We start from the raw sequence: 22,252 nt of genomic DNA, 5'->3' as shown, positions 1-22,252 counted from the left end.
GTTCACTTATACCAGTGTGCCAGCATCGCTGTCAAATCCCGGGACAAAATCCCCAGAATACCCATTACACGTGCGTACTCCATACGGGTCGGACCCAGGATACCAATGCTCCCCAACGGCTTGCCGTCTAATGAATAGGTGGCGGTGATCAGACTGCAGTTGGCAAAAGCCTCATGCTTATTCTCTGTACCGATGCGCACCTGCATTCCTGCTTCGCTGCTGGCCGGGGTAAGCATTTTGAGCAGCGTGGGTGTCTCCTCCAGCAGATCCAGAATCGTCTTCACCTTGTCGACGTCCTTGAACTCCGGCTGGGTCAGCATATTCGTGGCTCCGCTTAAGTAAATCCGCTGATCTTGGTCGCTCTCAAGCGCTTTATCCAGCACCTGCATTAATTCTTCATAATGGGAGATGTGGCGCTGCATTTCTTCGCCCAGCTCGGAATAGAGCTGACTCTTCAGCTTGTAGAGCGGTACATTGACCAGCTTGCTGTTCAGCAGATTCACGACCTTCTCCATCTCGGAGACAGATATCTCCGGAGGAAGACTCACGGTTCGGTTCTCTACCTGCCCGGTGCTGGTAACGATAATCGCCACAGCGGTCTTGTCATCGAGCGGAAGCAGCTGAAAATGGCGCAATGAAGTATGAAAAACCTCCGGTCCCAGCAGGATGGAAGTATAATTCGTCATATTGGACAGGATCATTGCCGCATGTTGGATAACCTGCTCTGTAGCATTCAGCTTCTCGGCGAAAAAAGCGCGGATCGTGCCCAGTTCGGCCGTTTCGGCGGAATTCCACGGTACCAGATGATCCACATAATAGCGGTAGCCCTTATGGGACGGGATTCTCCCTGCCGACGTATGAGGTTGCTCCAGATAACCCAGATCCTCCAGATCGGCCATTTCGTTGCGGATCGTGGCTGGACTGTAGCCCACATCCCCGCGTTTCGAGATACTGCGCGAGCCCACCGGCTCAGCGGAAGAAATATAGTCATCGACAATGGCATTCAGTATCATTCTCTGGCGTTCAGTTAACATGTTATTCCCTCCTATCCGGCTGTGGCTCCGATTCGTTAGCACTCTAGTGAGATGAGTGCTAACCACTAATACAAAAATACCAAACTGACCTCGGCATTGTCAAGTGAGTTCAGCAACTTGATTGCGCCTATTTTAGTCAAAGCAAGATTTGGGTCTGTTATCCGTAAAAAACCACTGTCACCCTGAAGCATCAGCTTCCGGGTGAACAGTGGTTTCTTATTATAGTTTACCGGAGGCTATGGCCCGCCGGATTAGTCCAGTCTCTTCAGCACGGCGATCTCGTCACAGGCATGCTGCTTCTTGCAGTTGACACAATCGGTCCAGACCTTCTCGGGGAATATCTCCTTCTGCACCACATCGAAGCCGTTCTTAAGGAAGAAGTCCACGGCATAGGTCAGTGCCATAATCTTCGGGATCCGCTGGCGTCTCGCTTCTTCAACCAGCTTTTCCAGAATCATCGTGCCTACACCTTTGCCCTTACCTGCATCATTCAAGCCAATCGAACGGACCTCCACAAGATCACTTCCTAGCCGGAACAAGGAACCGCAGCCGACAAACTTGCCGCCGATCTCGGCGATCACGAACTGGTCGATCTGGCGGGTCAGTGCTTGCCTTGAACGGGGCAGCATAATCCCCTGCCTGGCATACTCCTCTATCATCAGATACAGCGGCTCTACATCCTCCACCGTAGCATTTCTGCATATCACTTGCTGCTCTCCTGCTGGAGAAGCCTTTTGGAAATGATCCGTTTTGACAAGCACCTTGACTCACCCCTTGTTGTTAATATGAATAAATATACAACAAGGTGAATTACAATTCAAGGGGTATTTCAAAATTAAACCACTGTCAAAGCACCGACAAATTCCCCGAAAACATCGTTGCCAAACAGGATTCCCTGCTTGCTCAGGCGATAGGTGTCCCCCGACTGCTCCAGCAGCCCGGCCTTCAGCATTTTATGCAGCGGTTTTGCAAAAACAGCCTCCAGCGGCTTTCCGAATTGTGAGCGGAACGCCGCATCCGAAATCCCTTCGCGCATCCGCAGGCCGACCATCATGAAATCCTCCATCGCCTCCTGCTCGGAGACCTCAAAGCTGTCCAGACGCGGCAGCCCGCTGCGCGAAGCCTCGTTATACGGGTTCACGCCCTTGATATTCATGTGCCGCTGCCGGCCCACATATCCATGCGCCCCTGCGCCCAGACCGTAATAATCCTCGTTGCGCCAGTACGTTATATTGTGGCGGCTCTCCAGCCCCGGCTTGGCAAAATTACTGATCTCATACTGCGTATAACCTGCGGCCTCCATAGTAGACATCAGCAGCAGATACATCGCCAGCTCATCCTCTTCATTCGGCAGCGGAAGCTTGTTCTTGTTGAACAGGGTGTGGAACAGCGTATTCTCCTCCACCTTCAGACTGTAGATGGAATAATGGGGAAGATCCAGCGCCAGCGCCTTGTCGATACTCTCTCTGAGCATATCCACCGTCTGGTTCGGCAGGCCGAACATCAGATCCAGCGACAGGTTATTAAGCCCGACCGCACGGGCATTCTCCAGACTGCGGTATACGTCATTCACATCATGAATCCGGCCGATTCCGCTCAGCAGCTCATTCTGGAACGCCTGCACCCCGAAGCTGACCCGGTTGACGCCGCCTTCCTTCATGACTCTGAGCTTGTCGATATCGGTTGTGCCGGGGTTAGCCTCCATCGAGAATTCAATCTGCTCATCCCACTGCGGGAAATGCCTGCGGACCGATTCCAGGAAATAAGCCATCTCATCAGGCTTGAGGACAGTAGGCGTACCCCCGCCGACAAAAATCGTCTTGATCACACCCGGAGGCGTGTGCTGCACGGTCAGCTCCATCTCGCGGTCAAGCGCATGGAGATAGTCCATCACCGGCTGATCCTTCAGCACGTAAGAATTGAAATCACAATAGAAGCATTTATTGGTGCAGAACGGGATGTGAATATATACGGCCTCAGGGGGACGGCCACTCTGTGCAGAGTTCATAGCTGAGTTCATTAGCTGTCTCCTTTTGTTCTATTAATATACAGGCCTGCCACACTACCTGCTGCTGAAAAGCAAGAAGAAACGGCTGCACCGCCCTGCGTAGGGCGGCACCCGTTTCTGCGATAAACCGAAAGTTCCGGGGGAGCTTATATGCTGCTACTCAATCTGAAGCACGGCCATGAACGCTTCCTGCGGCACCTCGACGCTGCCGACCTGCTTCATGCGCTTCTTCCCTTCCTTCTGCTTCTCCAGCAGCTTCCGCTTACGCGAAATATCGCCGCCGTAGCATTTGGCGAGTACGTTCTTACGCATGGCCTTAACGGTCTCACGCGCAACCACCTTCGTGCCGACGGATGCCTGAATCGGCACCTCGAACATCTGGCGCGGGATAATGCCGCGCAGCTTCTCACAGATGACCCGGCCGCGGTTATAAGCGCGGTCGCGGTGAACGATGAAGGACAGTGCATCGACCTGCTCATTGTTCAGCAGGATGTCCATCTTGACGAGATTGGACTGGCGGTAACCGGAGATCTCGTAATCATAGGAGGCATAACCCTTCGTGCCGGATTTCAACTGGTCGAAGAAGTCGTAGACGATCTCGGACAACGGAATTTCGTACGTAATGGTTACACGGTTGCTGTCCAGATACTCCATGTTGACGAATTCACCGCGTTTGTTCTGGCACAGCTCCATAACGGTACCCACGAAGTCGTTAGGCACAATAATGGCTGCTTTGACATACGGCTCTTCGATGAAGTCAATCGTCCCGATCTCCGGGTAATGCGACGGATTGTCGATCTGGATGGTCTCCCCGTTCGTCAGCTTAATACGGTAAATAACGCTCGGCGCCGTAGTAATCAGCGGCAGATTGAACTCGCGTTCGATCCGCTCCTGAATAATCTCCATATGCAGCAGCCCCAGGAAGCCGCAACGGAAGCCAAAGCCGAGGGCGCTGGAGCTCTCCGGCTCGAAGCTCAGGGAAGCGTCGTTCAGCTGCAGCTTCTCCAGCGCTTCACGGAGATCATTATAATCAGAAGTCTCAATCGGGTAGAGACCGCAATAGACCATCGGATTAATCCGGCGGTAGCCCGGCAGCGGTTCAGGGGTCGGATTCTTGGCATCCGTCACCGTATCCCCGACACGGGTGTCGCCTACATGCTTGATCCCGGCCACAATGAAGCCGACATCACCGATGTTCAGCTCCGGCACAATGGTCATACGCGGCATGAAGGCTCCGACCTCGATCACCTCAAAGGTTTTGTCGGTGGCCATCATTTTAATCTTGGAACCGGCACGGATACTGCCGTCCATTACGCGGACATAGACGATAACACCCTTGTACGGGTCATAATGGGAGTCGAAGATCAGCGCCTTGAGCGGTTCTTCCGAGCTGCCTGTCGGCGCCGGAACCTGCTTCACAACCTGCTCCAGAATCTCCTTGATGCCGATGCCTGCCTTAGCGGAAGCCAGAACGGCTTCGCTGGCATCCAGCCCGATGACATCTTCAATCTCCTGCTTTACCCGGTCGGGATCTGCGTTCGGAAGATCGATCTTGTTGAGTACCGGAAGAATCTCCAGATTGTTATCCAGGGCCAGATACACGTTGGCCAGCGTCTGGGCCTCAATCCCCTGGGCTGCATCCACTACCAGAAGAGCGCCTTCACAGGCAGCTAGACTGCGTGATACCTCATAGGTGAAATCGACATGCCCCGGTGTGTCAATCAGATTCAGATAATAATCCTGTCCGTCATCGGCACGGTACGTCAGACGTACGGCCTGCAGCTTAATGGTGATGCCGCGCTCGCGCTCCAGGTCCATCTGATCCAGAACCTGCTCCTGCATTTCACGCGTAGACAGCGCACCCGTATACTCCAGAATGCGGTCAGCCAGTGTCGATTTGCCATGGTCTATATGTGCAATAATCGAGAAATTGCGAATTTGTTGTTGTCGTTTCTGAACGTCAGTCATTCCTTACCCCCACAGACAGCCTAATGTTAATCCACTTATTATAACAGTACGGGCTCCGCCCATCAATCCCGCCAGCCGCCGGAAAAGAAAGAAACCGCCCAGACCCTCTACATTTGCGAGCTGAACCCTGCAAAAAAACACACAAACGGGTGCGGGCTTCCATCATCCGCAGCCGTTTGTGTCCTCAACCTCATTGCAGCCCGGGAGACTCCGGGCAGCTCCTGCTCACTCCTCCGAGGAGTCGAAGAGGGAGACCACCCAGCGGATGCCCTTCTGCGAAGCCTGCTGGAGCAGCCCGGCGGTCTTATCCGCCAGCACATCCACAGTCGGCTTCTGCTCCTCTGGAATCAGAATCTGCTCGGGACTGAGCGCAGAGTAGTCCTTCACCTCCTGTTGCGGGAGGCTGCCCGTGCCGCCAGCCGTCTGCGCCTGTGTACCTGCAACCGGCTGCTTCATGGGCAGCATGGTGTAAGCGCCCGTTACCGGATCAATAGTTACGGGCACATATACATAAGCCTGGCCGCCCGGGGCTGTGCTGGCAGCCGGAACGTACGCAGTCCCGGCTGGGCCGTTCTGTCCAGCCGGAAGCTGGCTGACAGCCGCGCTGCTCCCGGCCGGCTTACTCCAGTCCGGCAGTATACCGGAGACTCCCGAACCGCCGCCTCCGAACTGCAGACCGATCAGCAGCCCCACGCCCGCCCATATTCCAACCATCACCAGCTTTTTACCGAACCGTGTCATAATCTCCACTCCTTTTCAGCTATAATCCGTTCAGGAACCTGTCGATGTCTCTGCCCCGGTGCCTCCAGATTGCGTACTGCCCTGATCTGGCGCAGCTGCCTTCTCGGCATCCCGGCTGCTCCAGTACACATCAGCGATGGCATCCGCCAGAATATCCGCCGTCCGCTTCAGCTCATCGGCGCTGTTGTCAATTCCGCCTACCTCAATCAGCACACTGTTCGGGGACAACGTCTGGTTATATTCCCCATTATTCCCGTTTCCGGACGATTTCCCCCATATCCCGCGTGAAATTCCAGGATAATTTTTCTCAAGCAGCTGATGGATCTTATTGGCGAAGGCCTCGTTTTGTTTCCAGTTTTTATTCGCATGCCCCAAAATAAAATAGACCTGGGCATAATTTTTCCCGTTAATCAAAGCTGTTGTTTTGCCGTGCCGCTGCGAATCACGGTGGATATCAATCAGCTCACTCATGTTCTGATTGGAGGCCATGGCCGATTTCACAGTCATACGTGAATATTTATAAGAGAAGTTCCAGTTGTAGCCCGGTACCTCTGTAGCATAGTCCTCCTGGGCATGGACAGTTCCGATCCCCCGCTCTTCCAGCCTCTTGGCAATATAGGAGCCTACCAGCATGACATTCTTGGAAGGAACTGCCGAGCTGGGGTTGTCGCTCTGTGCGCCAAGCAGCGGATTATAGGCCTCCCGGGGATGGGAATGATAAACGAGAATCCGCTTGACCGAAGTATCTCCTGTGCCGTTCTCGGCATCTCCGCTTCCGGAGTAGCCCTCGTCAGGTTCTGCACCGGACGGGTCAGGGACAGGCGAAGCCTCGGGCTCTGCCATGCCTTCCCCCGGACTGTCATGGCCATTACCAGCCTCAGTACCTTCCCCAGAATCTGGCAGGGCTCCAGGATCGCCCCCTGCTCCGGGATCTTCTCCGGTGGCCAGTTCATCGCCCCCCGGATGATAGTCGGCCGGTGCTCCTGTACTTCCCCCTGAGCCTTGCCGCAGCAGGAAGGGATCATCGGCAGCAAGTCCTGGCATCTCACGCGAGACCAGACTCTTGGGATCACCTGGATCAACACTGGTAAGCAGCCGGAATACGAAGGAGGTCACCTTGTCCCCGGAGAAGGCCGAAGGCTCCTCGCCCTTCGGCAGATGGGGAACCTCCATGCCCAGCAGCTCCATGAAGAATCCGCTGGAGAGCGAGGCCGCCAGACCTTTCATGGAAGGAATGGGCGAAGAATTCAGCTTCTGCCCGGCCAATCCGCCGGCTCCAAGCAGCATGAACAACACAAGCGAACCTCCGGCCAGCAGCAGCATCGTCCTTCCCAGCGACAGAATATCCATCAGCCGTCCGCGCAGCCGCCCTATATTCCATAGCTGAAACCATTTTCTGTTCATGATTGTTATGTCCTCCTCTAAGCCCTCTGTAATCTCTCATACTCCAAATCTATGAGCGGAAGAGTTGTGCTAGAACCACAGAATGAGAGATAGCAGGGAGCATCGATAGAGAAGTGAAGGGGCAACACCAAGTAGAAACGGCTTCGCCGTCGTTTTAAAGGAAGGTACCGTTTCAGCGGGAAATAGAAGGATAAGTTATCGTGTGCAACATATAAGTTCTTATATTTATATAAAGAGCCCGCGACCAGTTCTGCGTTATAGCAGATGGTGCGGGCGAGGTGATAAGTGACAGATCAGTGAGTGTAAGCTCCGACATTGCCCGGATCTACCGCTTCATGGAGTGCAGCATTAAGTCCGCTTGCCACAATGTTGGCGATCTCTTCAATGAATTCATCGATCTCTTTAGGGGTCACAATCAGGTCATGCCCCAGCGGCTCAAGCACTTCCTTCACCAGGGCGAGACGCTCCTGCTCAGATATATCGTCAAGGAGACCCATAATTTCCTTGGTGTGAGCACCGCCGTCCGCCATCTGCCCGAAATGGGTCCGCATCATCTCCAGCACATTGTTGACGATGGTGGAAGCATAGCAGACCGTTGGGACGCCGATGGCGATGCAGGGCACGCCCAGCACCTCCTTGGTCAGCCCTCTGCGCTTGTTCCCGATCCCTGAGCCGGGATGAATGCCGATGTCCGCAATCTGGATGGTGGTATTGATTCTCTCCAGTGAACGGGAGGCCAGCGCATCAATAGCTATAATGACATCCGGGCTGGTGCGGTCCACAATCCCCTGTACAACTTCGCTGGATTCAATCCCCGTCAGGCCGAGCACTCCGGGAGCAATAGCACTGACATTCCGGTACCCAGGCGAGATCTGGTCGGGCACCAGCTCATAGAACTGGCGGGTAATCAGCGAATTCTCAACGACCAGCGGGCCGAGCGAGTCGGGCGTCACATTCCAGTTGCCCAAGCCTACGATAAGGACCTTGGAATCGCGGCCAATGCCGATTTCATCCAGGAAGTGCTCGAATTCCCGGGCAAACACTGTGGAGACCTTCTGCTGCAGCCCGGTGTCCCCGCCGCGCAGCCCAGGCACCTCCAGGGTCACGTAATTGCCGATAGCCCGTCCAATCGCCTGAGAACCGGCAAGGTCTGCTACAGCAAGTCTCGTGACCTTGATGCCGTCCGCTTCTTCCACTTCCTCATTGACACCCGGGATCGGCGCATTGGCGTGCCGCTCTGCCATTTCCTTCGCTTCCACCGCCAAGTCCGTACGTACCGAATACAGCTGAAGATCCAGTTCCATTCTTAGTTCAGCCTCCTTTTGCATATTGCTGATAGTGTGCGAGAGAAAGCCTCCGTTTATACAAACCGCTCTAAGGGAATTACAAAGCTTTTTATCTTGCTTTTTGCTACCCTTCATGCTAAACTATTTTAAGTTGTGAATCATTTGTTGATTTCGAATGTCTTTCAGGAGGTGAATGCAATGCCAAATATCAAATCCGCGATAAAACGCGTCAAGACGATCGAGAAACGCCGTGCACTGAACGCTTCCCAGAAGTCCGCTCTTCGTACAGCTGTGAAAACTGCTGATGTAGCAGTGACTGGTACGGAAGTTGAAGTAGCTCAGGCTGCTTTCCAAGCGGCTTCCAAAAAGCTGGACAAGGCTGTAACTAAAGGCCTGGTTCATAAAAATGCGGCTGCCCGCAAAAAATCCCGCTTGGCTAAGAAATTGAACGCTCTCAAGGCTCAAGCCTAAGCCAAGGGCGACAATCATAACGAGCACTGAAGAACCTGACCGCTATGCTGCATACGGTTAGGTTTTTTTATGCTCGTTAGCTTCATTCATTGAATTTCGCTGTGCAATCAAAGAGCCTGTCCATCCCATGATACATGCGGGTGGACAGGCTCTTTGATTCGTTGATTCGTTCCATGAGAAGCCGCTCTGTTCAGGCTCCAAGGCGCAGCATGAACATCTCCAGCCCCAGCACCTTATCGACAGCTCCCGTCTTCATCTGATAGTCCAGATCCGCCAGAATACTCAGGATCTGCCGCAGCCGCTGGCTTCCGAACTTATGAGCCTGCTCTCCGGCCAGCTTCACCGCATACGGATGCAGTCCGAGCTGGGAGGCAATCTGTCCCTGCGAATAGCTCTGGGCTGACAGATCCTTGACCTGCAGGATGATTCTGAACTGCCGGGCAATCAGCGAAGCGATCTTGATCGGCTCCTCCCGCTGCTTGAGCAGCTCATAGAGCGTATTCAGCGCCTTGTCCAGGCGCAGATTCGCAATATCCTCCACCAGCGTGAAGATGTTCTGCTCCGTCCCCCGGTGGACCAGACTCTCCACCGCTGCCGCATCCACCCGACCGCCAGTACCGGCGAACAGACACAGCTTGTCCATCTCTGCAGACAGACCCTGGAGTCCGGTTCCGCTGCTTGCAATCAGAACCTCCGCCGTCCCAGGCGCAAGGGAGCAGCCGCGTTCGCGGAAGCCCTTCTCCACCCAGCGCAGCAGCTCCTCCGCACCCAGGGGATTGAAGGCCAGCACGGTGCCGGCGGTCTTGATGCTTTTGACGATTTTTTTACGTTCATCCAGCTTGTCGCCGTTCACCATAAATACAATCACACTGAACTCGGCAGGGTGCTGCATATATTCGCTCAGCATCTCCACGTTATGTTCCAGCTTCGCCTTCTCCTTGCCTGCCGTGAACAGAGCCGCATCCCGCACCAGCAGGAGCTTACGCTCTACCATGAACGGCACCGTCTCCGCCTCTTCAATGACAGCCTGAACCGGAGTTTCGGAGAGATCGAACGGGATCACCGCGAAATCGCGGTCTTCTTTGGGGATCAGGTGTTCCTCCAGCATGGCCGCGAATTCATTCATCCGGAACTTCTCACTGCCGTACAGCAGGTACAGCGGAGAGACCTTTCCTTGCTTGATGTCTTTGGCAGCCGTTTTGGCATCCATCCCGCCACTTCCTTTTTCATTTACTTGCCTGGTCCGTATCAGACACATACATTCGTACATTTTAACAAAAAAACGGCTGAAAACATAGGTATCATTATCACTTTGTCCTGACCGGGGCGCAAGCCAAAACGGAGCAACCTCGGCAGCCAGGGCCAAAGTTACTCCGTTTCAGCGGCGCATCTATATAAACGACGGAGGGAGCAGCTCTAGAAACTCTCCCGGCCGCCGGTCATACCGATGATACTCGCAAAGCCTGTAATTCATGTCCTCTTGCCTTAGCATATTCCGCAGGCCGGAAGAACGTTCCGGTTATTTGTCGGACGTTGCCGCGTCCGGGGTAATAGCCGGGCTGGGGACAGATGAAGCAGAAGCCGCCGGAGAAGCGGTAGGCGCTTGAGAGTTGGCAGGAGCCGGAGAAGCAGATGGAGCAGGTGTCGCACTCTCTGCCGGAACCGTGTATACCTTCGTCGTCTGCGTACCGTCCTCAAGCTGCAGCACATAAGTGAACTGGGTGCCGTCTTCCGACCACGCACCGGAGACCCAGTTTCCCTCCAAAGGAAGCGAAGTCAATGCTGTCCGTTGTTGTTCTTCTCCCGCTGCGGTTAAGCTGTAGATTACAACATGCTGACCCGTCAGCTCAGCCATATGCTGCCCGCCTGGCGAAGTCCAAGCAGAATCAGCCGGCTTCAGCGCCATGATGCCTGCCTCTGCCGGGGCTGGAGTCGGCGCCATACGCGCATCACCCGCAGCCGCCTTATCGTCCGCCATACTCTCTTGTGTTGGCGCAATCGACTTTGTGCTTTGGGGTTCCGCTGACTGGCTATCCGCTTTCTTGGTGCTCTTAGGGCGGTCCGCCGGAGGCGCAGTAGCGGTGCGGTTACTGATCGGAGCTTCGCTTACCGCAGGCACCTTGTCTGAAGCTATACCACCGTCGGCTGCGGCTGGTTGATCAGCAGGCTCACTTGGAGCAGGCGGTGCAGATTTCATATCGCCGTCTGCAGTGTCACTAGGCGTGGCCTGTTCCATTAATCGGAGTTCACTGCTGCCGCCGCTGTTATTCTGTCCGTCCGCCTGCGGGGCGTCCGCACTGCTTTCCGTGCTCATGTTGGAGTTCGCCGCTCCGCTGCTCATCAAATTGGATGACATATCCAAGTCTGCGCCCGGCAGGCTCTTAGGCATATTGAATACGGCGATGAGCAGAATCACCGCTGCCGCCGCAGCACCAATGCCTGTCCGCGCAGCCAGTGAAGGGCCCTTGGACTTCTTGCCCCGGTTATTTGAACGGGAGAAGGGAATAACCTTCGGATCCTCCGGCTCCATTACAGCAGGCTCTTCCGGGACACCGCGGTCCAGCTGTTCAAGCTGAGGCAGGATAGAGTCAACCAGACTGAAGGGGGGCTTCACGTCGGGAAGCTGCTCCAGCTGCTGGGAGAGCAGCGTCAGCCGGTCCAAGACTTCCGCGCAAGCAGGACAATCGTCGATATGACGGAACATTTCAAGCATTTCTTCCTGACTGAGATCATGATCCAAATAGCGGTGCATCCATTCCATCACCTCCGCGCATTTCATCCTGACACACCACCTTTCTGATACTCCTGAAGTCTATTCTGCAGCTGCTGCCGCGCCCGGAACAGGTACGATTTGACCGTGTTCAGAGGCAGATCCAGACAGTCTGCAATCTCGTTGTAAGAAAAATCCTGTAAATAGCGGAGCACGATTACCGTCCGGTGATGCTCCGGAAGCTGGTCTATGGCCTCACGGATATCCTCCGCCAGATAACCCGACATCACTTCGCGCTCTACGTTATGTTTTTTATCCTGGAACACCATTTCGTGTTCATCGATAGAAACGGTAGGCTTCGTTCTCCGGAATTTGTCTATACATATGTTGGTTACTATTCGCTGAACCCATGTTTTGAACTGCGCCTTCTCCTCATAGGAGCCGATCTTGGTGTACACCCGGATCAACGCTTCCTGGGAGGCATCCAGAGCATCCTGTTCATTATGCAGAATGTAGAAGGCCGTCTTATATACATGCCCCTCAATTTCTCGCAATAGGGTGATTAGAGCGTCGCGATCGCCCGCTTGAGCGGCTCTGATGAGTCCCTGCTCCACCACGAAGGTTCCCCCTCTCTATGCAATCTTACTGACGCGCAAGACTGCGAATTTGTTGCAAGCCTGTAATGATTATTTTAAAAGATAAAAACTATATGCTTCGCGCATAAATGTTCCTTATCTTTCCCGCTGAAACGGTACCGTCCTAAAAAAGGACGGCAAAGCCGTTTCTACTTGTAGTCCACAATCCCTACTAAGCATACAAGGGATGCTGCTATCATTCAAATACTCTTTTTATAGAAGTTAGTTACAGAAATGACATGAGAAGCAGACCGTCCCATACCTGACTTACGCTACGACCGGGACGGCTCCTCTAATGTATATAATGCAGTTGCGCACACCAGGAGCACCGCATAATTCTCCCTGGAGTCATCATCAAGCACATATACTTCTCCCTGCTCAAAAAGTTGCGGATGATTATAGTTACGATACAGCTTATAAAGAGCTCCCGCGCTCACCCTGCAGCCGTGGACTGCAGTTCGAATCTCCACATAATCGGCTTCTTCCACTACCAGTGTCGGGTACAGCTTGCTGCGAAGATCGTCGCCAGTCATGGCATCACCTTTCAGGTATACTTCTTCTCAATGTCCGCAGGCGCTTAAGCACTCTGCTCTATTATAAGTATTGCCCGAAGCGGCAGCAATTCTATCATTTAAGCTTAGCTAACAGTTAACAAAATACCCCCACAAAGTGGGGCTTTAGCGCAGGTGATGACCCAGGTACTTTGCGGGGACCCCAAAACATATAAATTCATCAAAAAAATGCCCTGCCCCGTAGAGGCAAGACATTATTGTTGTACATGTATTTTAATTGCCTTGAATCTCCTTGAACTTCGCTACATACTGCGCAGCCAGCTCGGTGATCTGGTCATAGCGGCCCTCCTTGGCCGGTGCGGTCAGGTTGCCGCCAATGCCGACAGCGATGCAGCCGTTCTTGATCCATTTCTCCATATTGTTCAGATCCACGCCGCCGGTAGGCATAATGTTCACATGCGGCATTGGCCCCTTAACCGCCTTGACATAGTCCGGTCCGAACGCACTGCCAGGGAACAGCTTCAGCACATCCACACCGAGCTTCAGGGCTTCCTTCATCTCATTCAGCGTCATGCAGCCCGGCATGTAAGGAATGCCGTACAGATTACACATCTTGGCCGTATCCTCTTCAAAAGAAGGGCTTACCACAAATTCCGAGCCTGCCAGAATAGCAATTCTTGCCGTCAGCGGGTCAAGCACGGTACCGGCACCAATCACGGCGCGGCCCCCGTATTCGTCAACCAGGCGCTTGATCGCTACTTCGGCTCCCGGAGTCGTGAAGGTAACTTCAATATTATTCAGTCCGCCCTCGATACAAGCCACCGACATGGCATAAGCATCATCGGCATTATCCGCACGGATAACAGCTACTACGCCAACAGAGGTGATATTCTGCAATACTTTGATTTTCTTCATGGTTGTTACTTCCTCTCTGGTTATATTCCACTTAGAATATTTATTTAGATAAATTAATTTATCTATTTTACTAACATCAGGCTTTATCCTTCTAAGAAAATAGTAATAACATTGCCGCTAACAGTCAATATATATTTATTCAGGAAGCGTTATTAATCCTTCAAAAATCTTCGAAAACGCTTATGTATCAAGGTCAAATGAATCTCCCCCCCTGTTTCCTGTGCAAAATAAGCCCGCAGAATGAGCATTGCTATATTGTACAAAACCGTTTTATGTGATAATTTCAACTTATATTTTATTCTAAACCATAATAACGTGTTCATTTTAGGAGGAACTATTCATGAACAAACAGCTGGATGCAGTCACCTTCGGGGAGCCGATGGCCATGTTCTACGCCAATGAAGCCGGCCCCCTGCATGAGGTCACTTCTTTCTCCAAGGCGCTGGCAGGTGCGGAGAGCAATGTAGCCACCGGATTATCACGCCTGGAGCATCTGACCGGTTATGTGACTAAGCTTGGCGAAGACAACTTCGGCCAGTTCATCACCTCGGCGCTGAACAAGGAGAAGATCGATACCGCAAGCATCACAACTACCAAGGAGTTCTCCACGGGCATGCTGATCAAATCCAAGGTACTCACTGGAGATCCCAAGGTGGAATATTTCCGCAAAAATTCCGCCGCCTCCAAGCTGAGTCTCGCCGACTTCGATGAAGATTACTTCGCTTCCGCAGGCCATCTGCATGTGACCAGCATCTCTTCCGCACTCTCGGCTTCGTGTCACGAGTTCTCGCTGCATGCCATGGAGTTCATGAAGCAGCGCGGCAAGACTGTATCACTGGACCCGAATCTGCGCCCGACCCTGTGGCCGGACACTGAAACTATGGTCAATACGATCAACGATCTGGCTACCCGCTGCGACTGGTTCCTGCCCGGCCACGGAGAAGGTAAAATCCTCACCGGCCTTGAGACTCCAGAGGAGATTGCCGGGTACTATCTGGAGCGCGGCGTATCCCTTGTAGTGATCAAGCTCGGTCCCGAAGGCGCTTACTACAAGACCTCCGCTGGTGAAGAGGGTTATGTGGACGGCTTCAAGGTCGAGCAGGTTGTCGATACAGTCGGCGCCGGAGACGGCTTCGCGGTTGGGGTAATCAGCGCCATGCTGGAGAAGCTCAGCGTAGCAGAAGCCGTGAAGCGCGGCAATGCGATCGGCGCACTCGCCGTGATGTCGCCTGGCGATATGGACGGCCTGCCGACCCGCGCCCGGCTGGAGGAGTTCATGAGCGCTGGCGTATAGCCAATGAGCAGGTGCTCTGCTGCCGGCAGCGCCCGGCTTCAGCATGAACACACATTAGCACAACAAAAAGGGTGTCCCTGAGCCGGCAGACGGCTGGGACACCCTTTTGCATATGTTATTGACTTACGGACCGGAGAGCCGTTATTTGGGGAATTGACTGCACTATAGCAAGCCTAACGGACTCAGATGACGTTAAGCTGCACTTTTCGCGCCATCCAGCGCCCTAAATAGCCATTTAACGGCTCCTGTGTCCGTAAAACTTACACCCCCCTTATTTTCCGCACAATAACGGCCCCTGGGTCCGTAAAGCCGTGGATTCTGAGCAGATTTCCTATCTGTTGTCACCACGATGGACCTTTCGCCGCCCGCCCTGCTCTATTCCGGCTTAGCCGGCGGTTGCACAGAATCGCCCTGCTGCAAGGAAGGCGGGAATCTGTAGGTGATGGGCATCGCGCTGTCTGCATCATTGATCAATGAGAGCATGATCTTCGCTGCCTGCATCCCCATCTCGTAGGCAGGCTGGCGGATCGTTGTAATATCAGGATTATAGATCCGGGCGAATTCGGCATCGTCGATGCCGATGACCGACAACTGGCCGGGGATCGCAATGGCATTGCGGTTCGCATATTTAAGAATTTCGCCCAGCACCAGATCATTGGCGGCAAGCAGCGCCGTCGGCGGCTGGGGCAGCTGTAACAGCTCGTCCAGTGCGGAAGCGATATCTTCGCGCGACACACTGCGCATATACGAACCCAGCAGAGGCAGACCTGCTTCCTCCATCGCTTTTTTGTACCCGCTCATTCGCTCCTTGCGCGGGGTGATCGCATGTACGCCAAGCGGCAAGGATAGAATAGCAATCGCTTCATGGCCGTGGCCGGTCAGCTCCCGGATAGCGGTCTTCACCGCCATTTCATTATCCAGCAGCAGGCTCTGGGTCGTAATCCCGTCAACCAGCCGGTCCATGAAGACCAGCGGATATTCCGCTTCAATTAATCTGGTATAAGGCGCAGGCTGATCTCCAGCCGGGAAAATAATCAGGCCATCCACCTGACGGGCGACCAGCGTCTCCACATAAGTATTCTCCTTGTCCGCATTCTCATCAGAGTTGCAGATAATCACCTGGATACCGTGGCGCTGCAGCTCATTCTCGATGGCCCGGATACACTGAATGGACAGCGAATAATCTATATTGGCCACAATAATGCCAACCATATGCGTGCGGTTCTGCTTGAGACTGCGGGCAAGTCCATTGGGCTGGTAATTCAGCTCATCGATAACCTCGGCAATACGGTTTTTGGTCGCCTCACTCATATATTTGAACCGTTTATTCAAAAATTGCGAGACTGTGCTTTTCGATACGCCCGCTTTCCGGGCCACATCCTCAATAGTCAGCTTCTTCATTGATCCCGCTCCACTCTTCGATATCGAACTCCAGAAGTAAACACAAATCAAGTTTACTTAGAGATATTATCAAAAAGTATAGCTTTTTTTTAGTAAATTATCTATATGATCCACGTAAAATAATTAGGAGCCCCTTCACTTCCCTGTCTTGGCAGGATCAATCTGCTGTCCGTATTCCTGATAGTACCATTCATAGTACCACTGCTGACCGAGGAGCAAAACGATATCCGCTTTCCGCTTCTTACCGTTCACTTCATAAATAGCCGTCTGCTGCTGGCCTTGAACGTCGATGCCGATTTTGCTGCTTATATTCTGTATCGCTCCAGTAGCAATATCGTACAGACTGCCATGAACGTCAAAACCATTCTTTTTATCATCACTGTAATATACAAGCAGCATCTCGCTATTAGTTTTATCAAAAGCAATAAAGGATCTGTACAAGGAATATTTGTCACCTAAGCTGCTTAAATCCAGCAGTTCCTGCGGGGCTATTGTTTCTCCAGCTGCGGCTGCTTTTAAATTCAATACGGATAACTTTTCAGGTGTCATTCCTACCCCTTTACCCAAAGTGATCGTTCCGATACCCAGCACTACATAGTTACCTCCATCGCAGATCCCCGTTAATTCATAATATTTCTGCGAGCCACCCGCATAGAGCGGAAGAGTATATATCCGCTTAGCTGTGGCTTCAGATAACTCGGCCTGACCTTTGGGAGACAGATACAATGTGTAAGGCTCTGTAGGATGGGTGTATTTGGGCTTGCTGTAATTTACCATCGGAGGCGGCGGCGACCAGACAATCCCGGCGTTGGTCTCAACGGCACGCGCACGTGTCTTGTCTCTGTTCATGGGCAGGGGCATGTAGTACTTCACTCCACCAAGCTCGAACTCCGCAGAACCAACCGGCGGGTTGTAGGCTTGCGGCGATGTTGGTGAAGCAGCATTCTGCGTAGCCGAAGGAGGCGCCGACGGCGTAACCACAGCCGCTCCCGAGCCAGGCTTAAAGACCGCTGCCAGCCTCCCTGCCGGATCGAGGCCGGCCCCTGGGCCAAACGGCCAGATCAGCGCGGCGAGCAGCAGGACGGCTGCCAGTCCGCCGAAGGCGGCCATACGGCTGAAGCGGCGGCGTAGTCCGATTATGCCCGGTGATCCTTCTGCCGCAGCCTCTTCAATCCGCGCCATGAGCTGTGGCGTGAATCCAGGCTCTGCAAGCGGGCTCCGCCCGGCTTGCCTGTACCAGTCCTTCTCCCCGCTCATCACCTTCACTTGCTCCTTCTCTTGTCTCGTCTTCACAGGTTTTCCTCCTTTATCGCCGTTCTCACTTTCTCTCTGGCCCGTCCGAGCCGGGATTTGACCGTCCCCTGCGCGATCCCGAGCAGCGCGGACATCTCAGCAACCGGAAGATCCTGCTGGATATCCAGCACCAGCACCTCTCTGTACTTGTCCGGCAGGGCCATAATAATCTCCCAGATCCGGTTGGCGTATTGATTGCCGATGGCCTCTTGTTCTGCGGACAGGGTGCCTCCATGATCCTGATAGCTGCCCAGCGGAGTGAACCTCCGCCAGAAGCTGTTGCGCCGTAAGCTGAACGCGGTGTTGCGCGTGATGGTCAGCAGCCAGGTTTTCAGGGTGGCCTGTCCCCGGTACTTGCCGATGCTCTTGTAGGCCTTCAGGAATACCTCCTGGCTGATGTCGCTGGCCTGCTCCCGGCTGCGGGTTAAGACAAAAGCATAATTCCATACGTCCTGGCCGTAGGTCTCCATCATCTCGCGAAGCGATACCGATGAGGCACAGGTCATGCTATACGTTAGTTCTTTACTCTGCATGTTCTCTCCCCTCTCACCTAATAAGACTCCTGCCGGCGGATATGGTTCCCTGTTATTGTAAAACTGAATATGCGGATTGCACTTTCTGCAATAGAATTGCCGATATTTTCCGTTAATCTCCATTCTATTGTATTTCCTGCATTAGAATCTGAAGAATCTGCTCAATCAGCCGCTGTTAGCTGAAATCAAGTGTACAAAATACAACAGATCTGATTTCCTCCTGAATTTAAGGAGCATCTAATGTACGAAGTGCAATGAAATCCAGATCCCCCGAAGGCTAAACGCTTTCAAAAATCACAGCCGTTTCCCCTTCCCGGGAGCCCCTGTCTGCACCATTCCACAGCCCCGCAAATTGCTTTAAAAAAATACTAATTAATTATAAGAGAATAGAATGCAGGCGGGGCGTGGGATTGGCGGTTTTAAGCTCTGTTTTGAGGGGCCGCAGAGGTCTGTCTGTCTCTTGACTTTTCAATATATGGTATATAAAATGATTAAGCATTACTAAATATAGTGTATATAAGAGTAAAGCCCATAAATCTAGTGATTTCGCCCAAGTTCATTTGTCAAGTAGAAAGAGCTGTAGAATGGGCTACATGTTATAGGAGGTTAGGAGCCATGTTGATTGCTTACGATTCCAAGACCGGCAACGTCAGAAGATTCATTAATAAACTGAAGCTTCCGGCGGTTCAAATCGAAGAGCATATGACGATCGACGAGCCTTACGTGCTTGTTACATACACTACCGGATTTGGACAGATTCCAGAGAAGGTGTCAACATTCCTTGAACGAAACCACTCCAGGCTCAAAGGCATCGCCGCGAGCGGCAACAAAAACTGGGGTGAGCTATACGCGCACAGCGCAGACTTAATTGCACAGCGTTACAACGTACCGGTGGTCGGCAAGTTTGAATTGTCGGGAACCTTCGGGGACGTACAGCGCATAAAACAGGAGGTGGACCGGGTTGCGGCATATTGAATTGAACAACATGTTGATGAAGAGAGACGAAAGCGGCTTTTTCCAATTGGATAAGGACCAGGAAGCAGTAGCCGAGTTCATGCAGGATGTGGAGCGGCGCAGCCTGACCTTCACAGATACGAAAGCCAAGATTGATTATATGATTGCCAATGACTACTACGAGGACCTGTACGACCGCTACTCCGCTGCTGAGATGGAGGATGTCTACCGGATCGCCCATGAATATAATTTCCGCTTCCCTTCCTATATGGCGGCTTCCAAGTTCTATACCGACTATGCCGTCAAAAGCAATGACCGTAAGCAGTACCTGGAGCATTATCCGGACCGCGTAGCGGTAGTGGCTCTGCATCTGGGACGGGGTAACGTAGAGACTGCCCGTACACTGGCCCGTTCGATGATGGAACAGCGCCTGCAGCCGGCGACACCAACCTTCCTCAATGCCGGTAAAAGCCGCCGCGGCGAGATGGTCTCCTGCTTCCTGCTGGAAATGGACGACTCGCTCAATTCGATCAACTATGTGCTGAACACCTGCATGCAGCTGTCGAAAATCGGGGGCGGCGTTGCGGTCAATCTGTCCAAGCTGCGCTCGCGCGGCGAGACGATTAAAGGTGTCGAGGATGCGGCCAAAGGCATCATGCCTGTCCTGAAGCTCATGGAAGACGGCTTCTCCTATGCGGACCAGATGGGCCAGCGTAAGGGTTCGGGTGCGGCTTATTATAATATTTTCGGCTGGGATGTACTGGAGTTCCTGGACAGCAAGAAGATTAACGCCGACGAACGGACACGCCTGAAGACGTTGTCTATCGGCCTGATCGTGCCTAACCGCTTCTACAAGCTCGCACAGGATAATCAGCCGCTGCATGTGTTCGCTCCTTACACGGTCTACAAGGCGTACGGTACGCATCTGGATGACATGGATCTGGACGTTATGTATGATACCCTGCTCGCTGATCCGCGCGTGAAGAAAAAAATCGCCATGAGCGCACGCGACATGCTGACCAAGATCGCCATGATCCAGCTTGAATCGGGCTATCCGTATATTATGAACAAGAGTAATGCCAATAACGCCCATGCCCTGCGTAATGTGGGCCAGATCAAGATGTCCAACCTGTGCACCGAGATTTTCCAATTGCAGGAGACTTCAGAGATTAACGACTACGGTCAGCAGGACGAGATCCGCCGCGATATCAGCTGCAACCTGGCTTCCCTCAACATTGTGAACGTGATGGAGCACGGCAAGATTCGTGAATCCGTACATGAGGGCATGCTGGCACTGACGGCTGTCAGCGATATGACTACGGTCTCCAACGCTCCGGGCGTAGCTAAAGCGAACAAGGAAATGCACTCCGTAGGTCTGGGAGTAATGAACCTGCACGGGTATTTTGCCAAGAACAAGGTGGCTTATGAGAGTGAGCAGGCCCGTGATTTCGCACGCACCTTCTTCATGACCATGAACTATCATTCGATTGAGAAAAGTATGGAGATTGCCGCCGAGACAGGTGAGACCTTCTATGGCTTCGAGCAGTCCGACTACGCCAGCGGCGTGTATTTCGACCGTTATCTGACTACAGACTACCGTCCGGTTACGGCAAAAGCGCAGGAGCTGTTCGAGGGGATCTACATTCCTACTACAGAGGATTGGAAAGAGCTGCGTGACAAGGTGATGAAGCACGGCCTGTACCATGCCTACCGTCTGGCGATTGCGCCGACCGCAAGCATCTCGTACATCCAGAATGCGACCTCCAGCGTCATGCCGATTGTAGAGCAGATCGAGACCCGCACGTATGCCAACTCGACCACCTACTATCCGATGCCTTACCTGCGTCCGGACAATGTGTTCTATTATAAATCCGCCTACCAGATGGACCAGTTCAAGGTGATTGATCTGATTGCGGAGATTCAGCCTCATATCGACCAGGGTATCTCAACGGTTCTGCATGTGAACAGTGATGTTACAACCCGTGAGCTGGCCCGCTCTTACCTGTATGCGGCGCACAAAGGGCTGAAATCCCTGTACTACACCCGGACCAACAAATTGTCTGTCGAGGAATGCCTGGCCTGCTCCATCTAAGAGGAGCACAGGTACAGAAAGGGAGAATATACGATTATGAGCGCAATTCAAGCCGTGAACTGGAACCGTCCCGACGACGATTTCTCGCTGATGTTCTGGAACCAGAATATTATGCAGTTCTGGACCGACGACGAAATTCCATTATCCGATGACAAAATGTCCTGGCTCACGCTGAGTGAGATTGAAAAGGACTCTTATATGAAGGTGCTGGGCGGACTGACCCTGCTGGATACGATTCAGGGCGGCGTAGGGATGCCGCAGATTATGGAGCATGTGGACGGCTTGCAGCGCAAGGCGGTCCTTGGCTTCATGGGGATGATGGAGCAGATTCATGCGAAGTCGTACAGCAGCATTTTCACCACACTGGCTTCGACTGAACAGATTGACGGGATTTTCCGCTGGGTGGAGGACAATACGTTCCTGCAGTTCAAGGCGGAGACGATCTCGGAGTATTATCAAAAGATTGAGACGAAGAAAGACCTCTATCTGGCGATGTCCGCCTCGGTCCTGCTGGAGAGCTACCTGTTCTACAGCGGCTTCTTCTACCCGCTCTATCTGGCCGGTCAGGGCAAAATGACCTGCAGCGGCGAGATCATCGACCTGATCCTGCGCGATGAGAGCATCCACGGCGTCTATGTCGGCGTGCTGGCCCAGGAGATTTTTGAGGAGCTGTCCGATGAAGACCAGAGCGATGTCTACGAGACCCTGGTCGGCCTGCTGCGTCTGCTCCATGCGAACGAAGAACAGTACACCGAGCAGATCTACGCGCCGATCGGTCTGGTAGAGGAAGTGAAGACCTTCCTGCGCTACAATGCCAACAAGGCGATGATGAACCTCGGCCATGATCCGCTGTTCGATGAGGAAGAGATTAACCCGATCGTCCAGAACGGAATCAGCACCCACACGAAGCAACATGACTTCTTCTCGAAGAAGGGGAACGGGTATGTGCGGGCTATGAATGTGGAGCCTTTGCGGGATGAGGATTTTAATTTTTGAGTGGG

20 protein-coding genes are annotated in these 22,252 nt (G+C 53.1%); 5 read left to right on the top strand and 15 right to left on the bottom strand.

The features are described 5' to 3' along the window. Positions 1–2: 2 nt before the first annotated feature. The 7 genes from hrcA to gpr form a co-directional block, all read right to left on the bottom strand. The gene (gene hrcA, locus NSS64_RS04440; RefSeq protein WP_340994015.1) at positions 3–1,034 is read right to left on the bottom strand and encodes a heat-inducible transcriptional repressor HrcA; all 1,032 of its coding nucleotides are present in this window, start codon (positions 1,032–1,034) and stop codon (positions 3–5) included. Between the two features lie 251 nt (positions 1,035–1,285). Further along, complete coding sequence (locus tag NSS64_RS04435; protein WP_340938834.1) at positions 1,286–1,795, bottom strand: N-acetyltransferase; 510 nt, start codon at positions 1,793–1,795, stop codon at positions 1,286–1,288. Positions 1,796–1,869: 74 nt separating this feature from the next. Then, complete coding sequence (hemW, locus tag NSS64_RS04430) at positions 1,870–3,054, bottom strand: radical SAM family heme chaperone HemW (protein ID WP_340938832.1); 1,185 nt, start codon at positions 3,052–3,054, stop codon at positions 1,870–1,872. A gap of 144 nt (positions 3,055–3,198) precedes the next feature. Continuing rightward, entirely contained in the window at positions 3,199–5,010 is a 1,812-nt protein-coding gene (gene lepA, locus NSS64_RS04425; RefSeq protein WP_340938830.1) for a translation elongation factor 4, read from the bottom strand. Positions 5,011–5,235: 225 nt separating this feature from the next. After that, positions 5,236–5,751, bottom strand: coding sequence for a hypothetical protein (locus NSS64_RS04420; protein WP_341139342.1), 516 nt, complete (start codon positions 5,749–5,751; stop codon positions 5,236–5,238). A 30-nt stretch (positions 5,752–5,781) separates the two neighbouring features. Beyond that, positions 5,782–7,155: a stage II sporulation protein P gene (locus NSS64_RS04415; RefSeq protein ID WP_341139341.1), complete on the bottom strand. Its 1,374-nt coding sequence runs from the start codon at positions 7,153–7,155 to the stop codon at positions 5,782–5,784. A 293-nt stretch (positions 7,156–7,448) separates the two neighbouring features. Then, a complete protein-coding gene (gpr, locus tag NSS64_RS04410; RefSeq protein WP_340938827.1) occupies positions 7,449–8,459 on the bottom strand; it encodes a GPR endopeptidase in 1,011 nt (336 codons plus the stop codon). A gap of 180 nt (positions 8,460–8,639) precedes the next feature. On the opposite strand from gpr, the gene rpsT reads away from it, so the two are divergent. Then, positions 8,640–8,912 carry a 30S ribosomal protein S20 gene (rpsT, locus tag NSS64_RS04405; RefSeq protein ID WP_036732246.1) on the top strand — a complete coding sequence of 91 codons (273 nt, stop codon included), beginning with the start codon at positions 8,640–8,642 and terminating at the stop codon, positions 8,910–8,912. Between the two features lie 190 nt (positions 8,913–9,102). Here the strand turns inward: rpsT and holA are convergent, their stop codons facing one another. The 5 genes from holA to NSS64_RS04380 all read right to left on the bottom strand — a co-directional run bounded on the left by holA (position 9,103) and on the right by NSS64_RS04380 (position 13,684). Continuing rightward, the gene (holA, locus tag NSS64_RS04400; RefSeq protein WP_341139340.1) at positions 9,103–10,122 is read right to left on the bottom strand and encodes a DNA polymerase III subunit delta; all 1,020 of its coding nucleotides are present in this window, start codon (positions 10,120–10,122) and stop codon (positions 9,103–9,105) included. Between the two features lie 309 nt (positions 10,123–10,431). Beyond that, positions 10,432–11,691: a zf-HC2 domain-containing protein gene (locus tag NSS64_RS04395; RefSeq protein WP_341139339.1), complete on the bottom strand. Its 1,260-nt coding sequence runs from the start codon at positions 11,689–11,691 to the stop codon at positions 10,432–10,434. Further along, a complete protein-coding gene (locus NSS64_RS04390) occupies positions 11,688–12,239 on the bottom strand; it encodes an RNA polymerase sigma factor (protein WP_036690462.1) in 552 nt (183 codons plus the stop codon). Before NSS64_RS04390 ends, NSS64_RS04395 begins: the two co-directional genes overlap by 4 nt. A 290-nt stretch (positions 12,240–12,529) precedes the next feature. Then, a complete protein-coding gene (locus NSS64_RS04385) occupies positions 12,530–12,790 on the bottom strand; it encodes a hypothetical protein (RefSeq protein ID WP_341139338.1) in 261 nt (86 codons plus the stop codon). Positions 12,791–13,042: 252 nt separating this feature from the next. Then, positions 13,043–13,684: a bifunctional 2-keto-4-hydroxyglutarate aldolase/2-keto-3-deoxy-6-phosphogluconate aldolase gene (locus NSS64_RS04380; protein ID WP_341139337.1), complete on the bottom strand. Its 642-nt coding sequence runs from the start codon at positions 13,682–13,684 to the stop codon at positions 13,043–13,045. Between the two features lie 340 nt (positions 13,685–14,024). Here NSS64_RS04380 and NSS64_RS04375 point away from each other — a divergent pair, with 340 nt between their 5' ends. Next, entirely contained in the window at positions 14,025–14,978 is a 954-nt protein-coding gene (locus NSS64_RS04375; protein WP_339250324.1) for a sugar kinase, read from the top strand. Between the two features lie 375 nt (positions 14,979–15,353). Here the strand turns inward: NSS64_RS04375 and NSS64_RS04370 are convergent, their stop codons facing one another. From NSS64_RS04370 to NSS64_RS04360, 3 genes are all read right to left on the bottom strand, one after another. After that, positions 15,354–16,379: a LacI family DNA-binding transcriptional regulator gene (locus NSS64_RS04370; RefSeq protein ID WP_341139336.1), complete on the bottom strand. Its 1,026-nt coding sequence runs from the start codon at positions 16,377–16,379 to the stop codon at positions 15,354–15,356. A gap of 135 nt (positions 16,380–16,514) precedes the next feature. Beyond that, complete coding sequence (locus NSS64_RS04365) at positions 16,515–17,672, bottom strand: hypothetical protein (protein ID WP_341139335.1); 1,158 nt, start codon at positions 17,670–17,672, stop codon at positions 16,515–16,517. Then, a complete protein-coding gene (locus tag NSS64_RS04360; protein WP_341139334.1) occupies positions 17,669–18,205 on the bottom strand; it encodes an RNA polymerase sigma factor in 537 nt (178 codons plus the stop codon). Before NSS64_RS04360 ends, NSS64_RS04365 begins: the two co-directional genes overlap by 4 nt. 615 nt (positions 18,206–18,820) lie before the next feature. Between NSS64_RS04360 and nrdI the strand changes: the two genes are divergently transcribed. The 3 genes from nrdI to nrdF are packed head-to-tail and all read left to right on the top strand — an operon-like array spanning position 18,821 to position 22,247. Beyond that, on the top strand, positions 18,821–19,180 hold the full coding sequence (nrdI, locus tag NSS64_RS04355) for a class Ib ribonucleoside-diphosphate reductase assembly flavoprotein NrdI (RefSeq protein WP_036732265.1): 360 nt from the start codon (positions 18,821–18,823) through the stop codon (positions 19,178–19,180). Further along, complete coding sequence (gene nrdE / locus NSS64_RS04350; protein WP_341139333.1) at positions 19,167–21,251, top strand: class 1b ribonucleoside-diphosphate reductase subunit alpha; 2,085 nt, start codon at positions 19,167–19,169, stop codon at positions 21,249–21,251. Before nrdI ends, nrdE begins: the two co-directional genes overlap by 14 nt. A gap of 36 nt (positions 21,252–21,287) precedes the next feature. Then, positions 21,288–22,247 carry a class 1b ribonucleoside-diphosphate reductase subunit beta gene (nrdF, locus tag NSS64_RS04345; protein WP_341139332.1) on the top strand — a complete coding sequence of 320 codons (960 nt, stop codon included), beginning with the start codon at positions 21,288–21,290 and terminating at the stop codon, positions 22,245–22,247. Positions 22,248–22,252 lie beyond the last annotated feature (5 nt).

The sequence above is a fragment of the Paenibacillus sp. FSL H8-0122 genome (assembly GCF_038005345.1).
Classification (GTDB): domain Bacteria; phylum Bacillota; class Bacilli; order Paenibacillales; family Paenibacillaceae; genus Paenibacillus_AQ.
This window is presented reverse-complemented; position numbering and strand designations above follow the sequence as displayed.

What these genes read in the sequence shown, in the direction of transcription:
- hrcA (WP_340994015.1), bottom strand. Translation starts at nt 1,034, where the DNA reads ATGTTAACTGAACGCCAGAGAATGATACTGAATGCCATTGTCGATGAC.
- NSS64_RS04360 (WP_341139334.1), bottom strand. Translation starts at nt 18,205, where the DNA reads ATGCAGAGTAAAGAACTAACGTATAGCATGACCTGTGCCTCATCGGTA.
- rpsT (WP_036732246.1), top strand. Translation starts at nt 8,640, where the DNA reads ATGCCAAATATCAAATCCGCGATAAAACGCGTCAAGACGATCGAGAAA.
- NSS64_RS04375 (WP_339250324.1), top strand. Translation starts at nt 14,025, where the DNA reads ATGAACAAACAGCTGGATGCAGTCACCTTCGGGGAGCCGATGGCCATG.
- NSS64_RS04420 (WP_341139342.1), bottom strand. Translation starts at nt 5,751, where the DNA reads ATGACACGGTTCGGTAAAAAGCTGGTGATGGTTGGAATATGGGCGGGC.
- nrdF (WP_341139332.1), top strand. Translation starts at nt 21,288, where the DNA reads ATGAGCGCAATTCAAGCCGTGAACTGGAACCGTCCCGACGACGATTTC.
- gpr (WP_340938827.1), bottom strand. Translation starts at nt 8,459, where the DNA reads ATGGAACTGGATCTTCAGCTGTATTCGGTACGTACGGACTTGGCGGTG.
- NSS64_RS04395 (WP_341139339.1), bottom strand. Translation starts at nt 11,691, where the DNA reads ATGAAATGCGCGGAGGTGATGGAATGGATGCACCGCTATTTGGATCAT.
- hemW (WP_340938832.1), bottom strand. Translation starts at nt 3,054, where the DNA reads ATGAACTCAGCTATGAACTCTGCACAGAGTGGCCGTCCCCCTGAGGCC.
- NSS64_RS04380 (WP_341139337.1), bottom strand. Translation starts at nt 13,684, where the DNA reads ATGAAGAAAATCAAAGTATTGCAGAATATCACCTCTGTTGGCGTAGTA.
- NSS64_RS04385 (WP_341139338.1), bottom strand. Translation starts at nt 12,790, where the DNA reads ATGACTGGCGACGATCTTCGCAGCAAGCTGTACCCGACACTGGTAGTG.
- lepA (WP_340938830.1), bottom strand. Translation starts at nt 5,010, where the DNA reads ATGACTGACGTTCAGAAACGACAACAACAAATTCGCAATTTCTCGATT.
- nrdI (WP_036732265.1), top strand. Translation starts at nt 18,821, where the DNA reads ATGTTGATTGCTTACGATTCCAAGACCGGCAACGTCAGAAGATTCATT.
- NSS64_RS04370 (WP_341139336.1), bottom strand. Translation starts at nt 16,379, where the DNA reads ATGAAGAAGCTGACTATTGAGGATGTGGCCCGGAAAGCGGGCGTATCG.
- NSS64_RS04415 (WP_341139341.1), bottom strand. Translation starts at nt 7,155, where the DNA reads ATGAACAGAAAATGGTTTCAGCTATGGAATATAGGGCGGCTGCGCGGA.
- holA (WP_341139340.1), bottom strand. Translation starts at nt 10,122, where the DNA reads ATGGATGCCAAAACGGCTGCCAAAGACATCAAGCAAGGAAAGGTCTCT.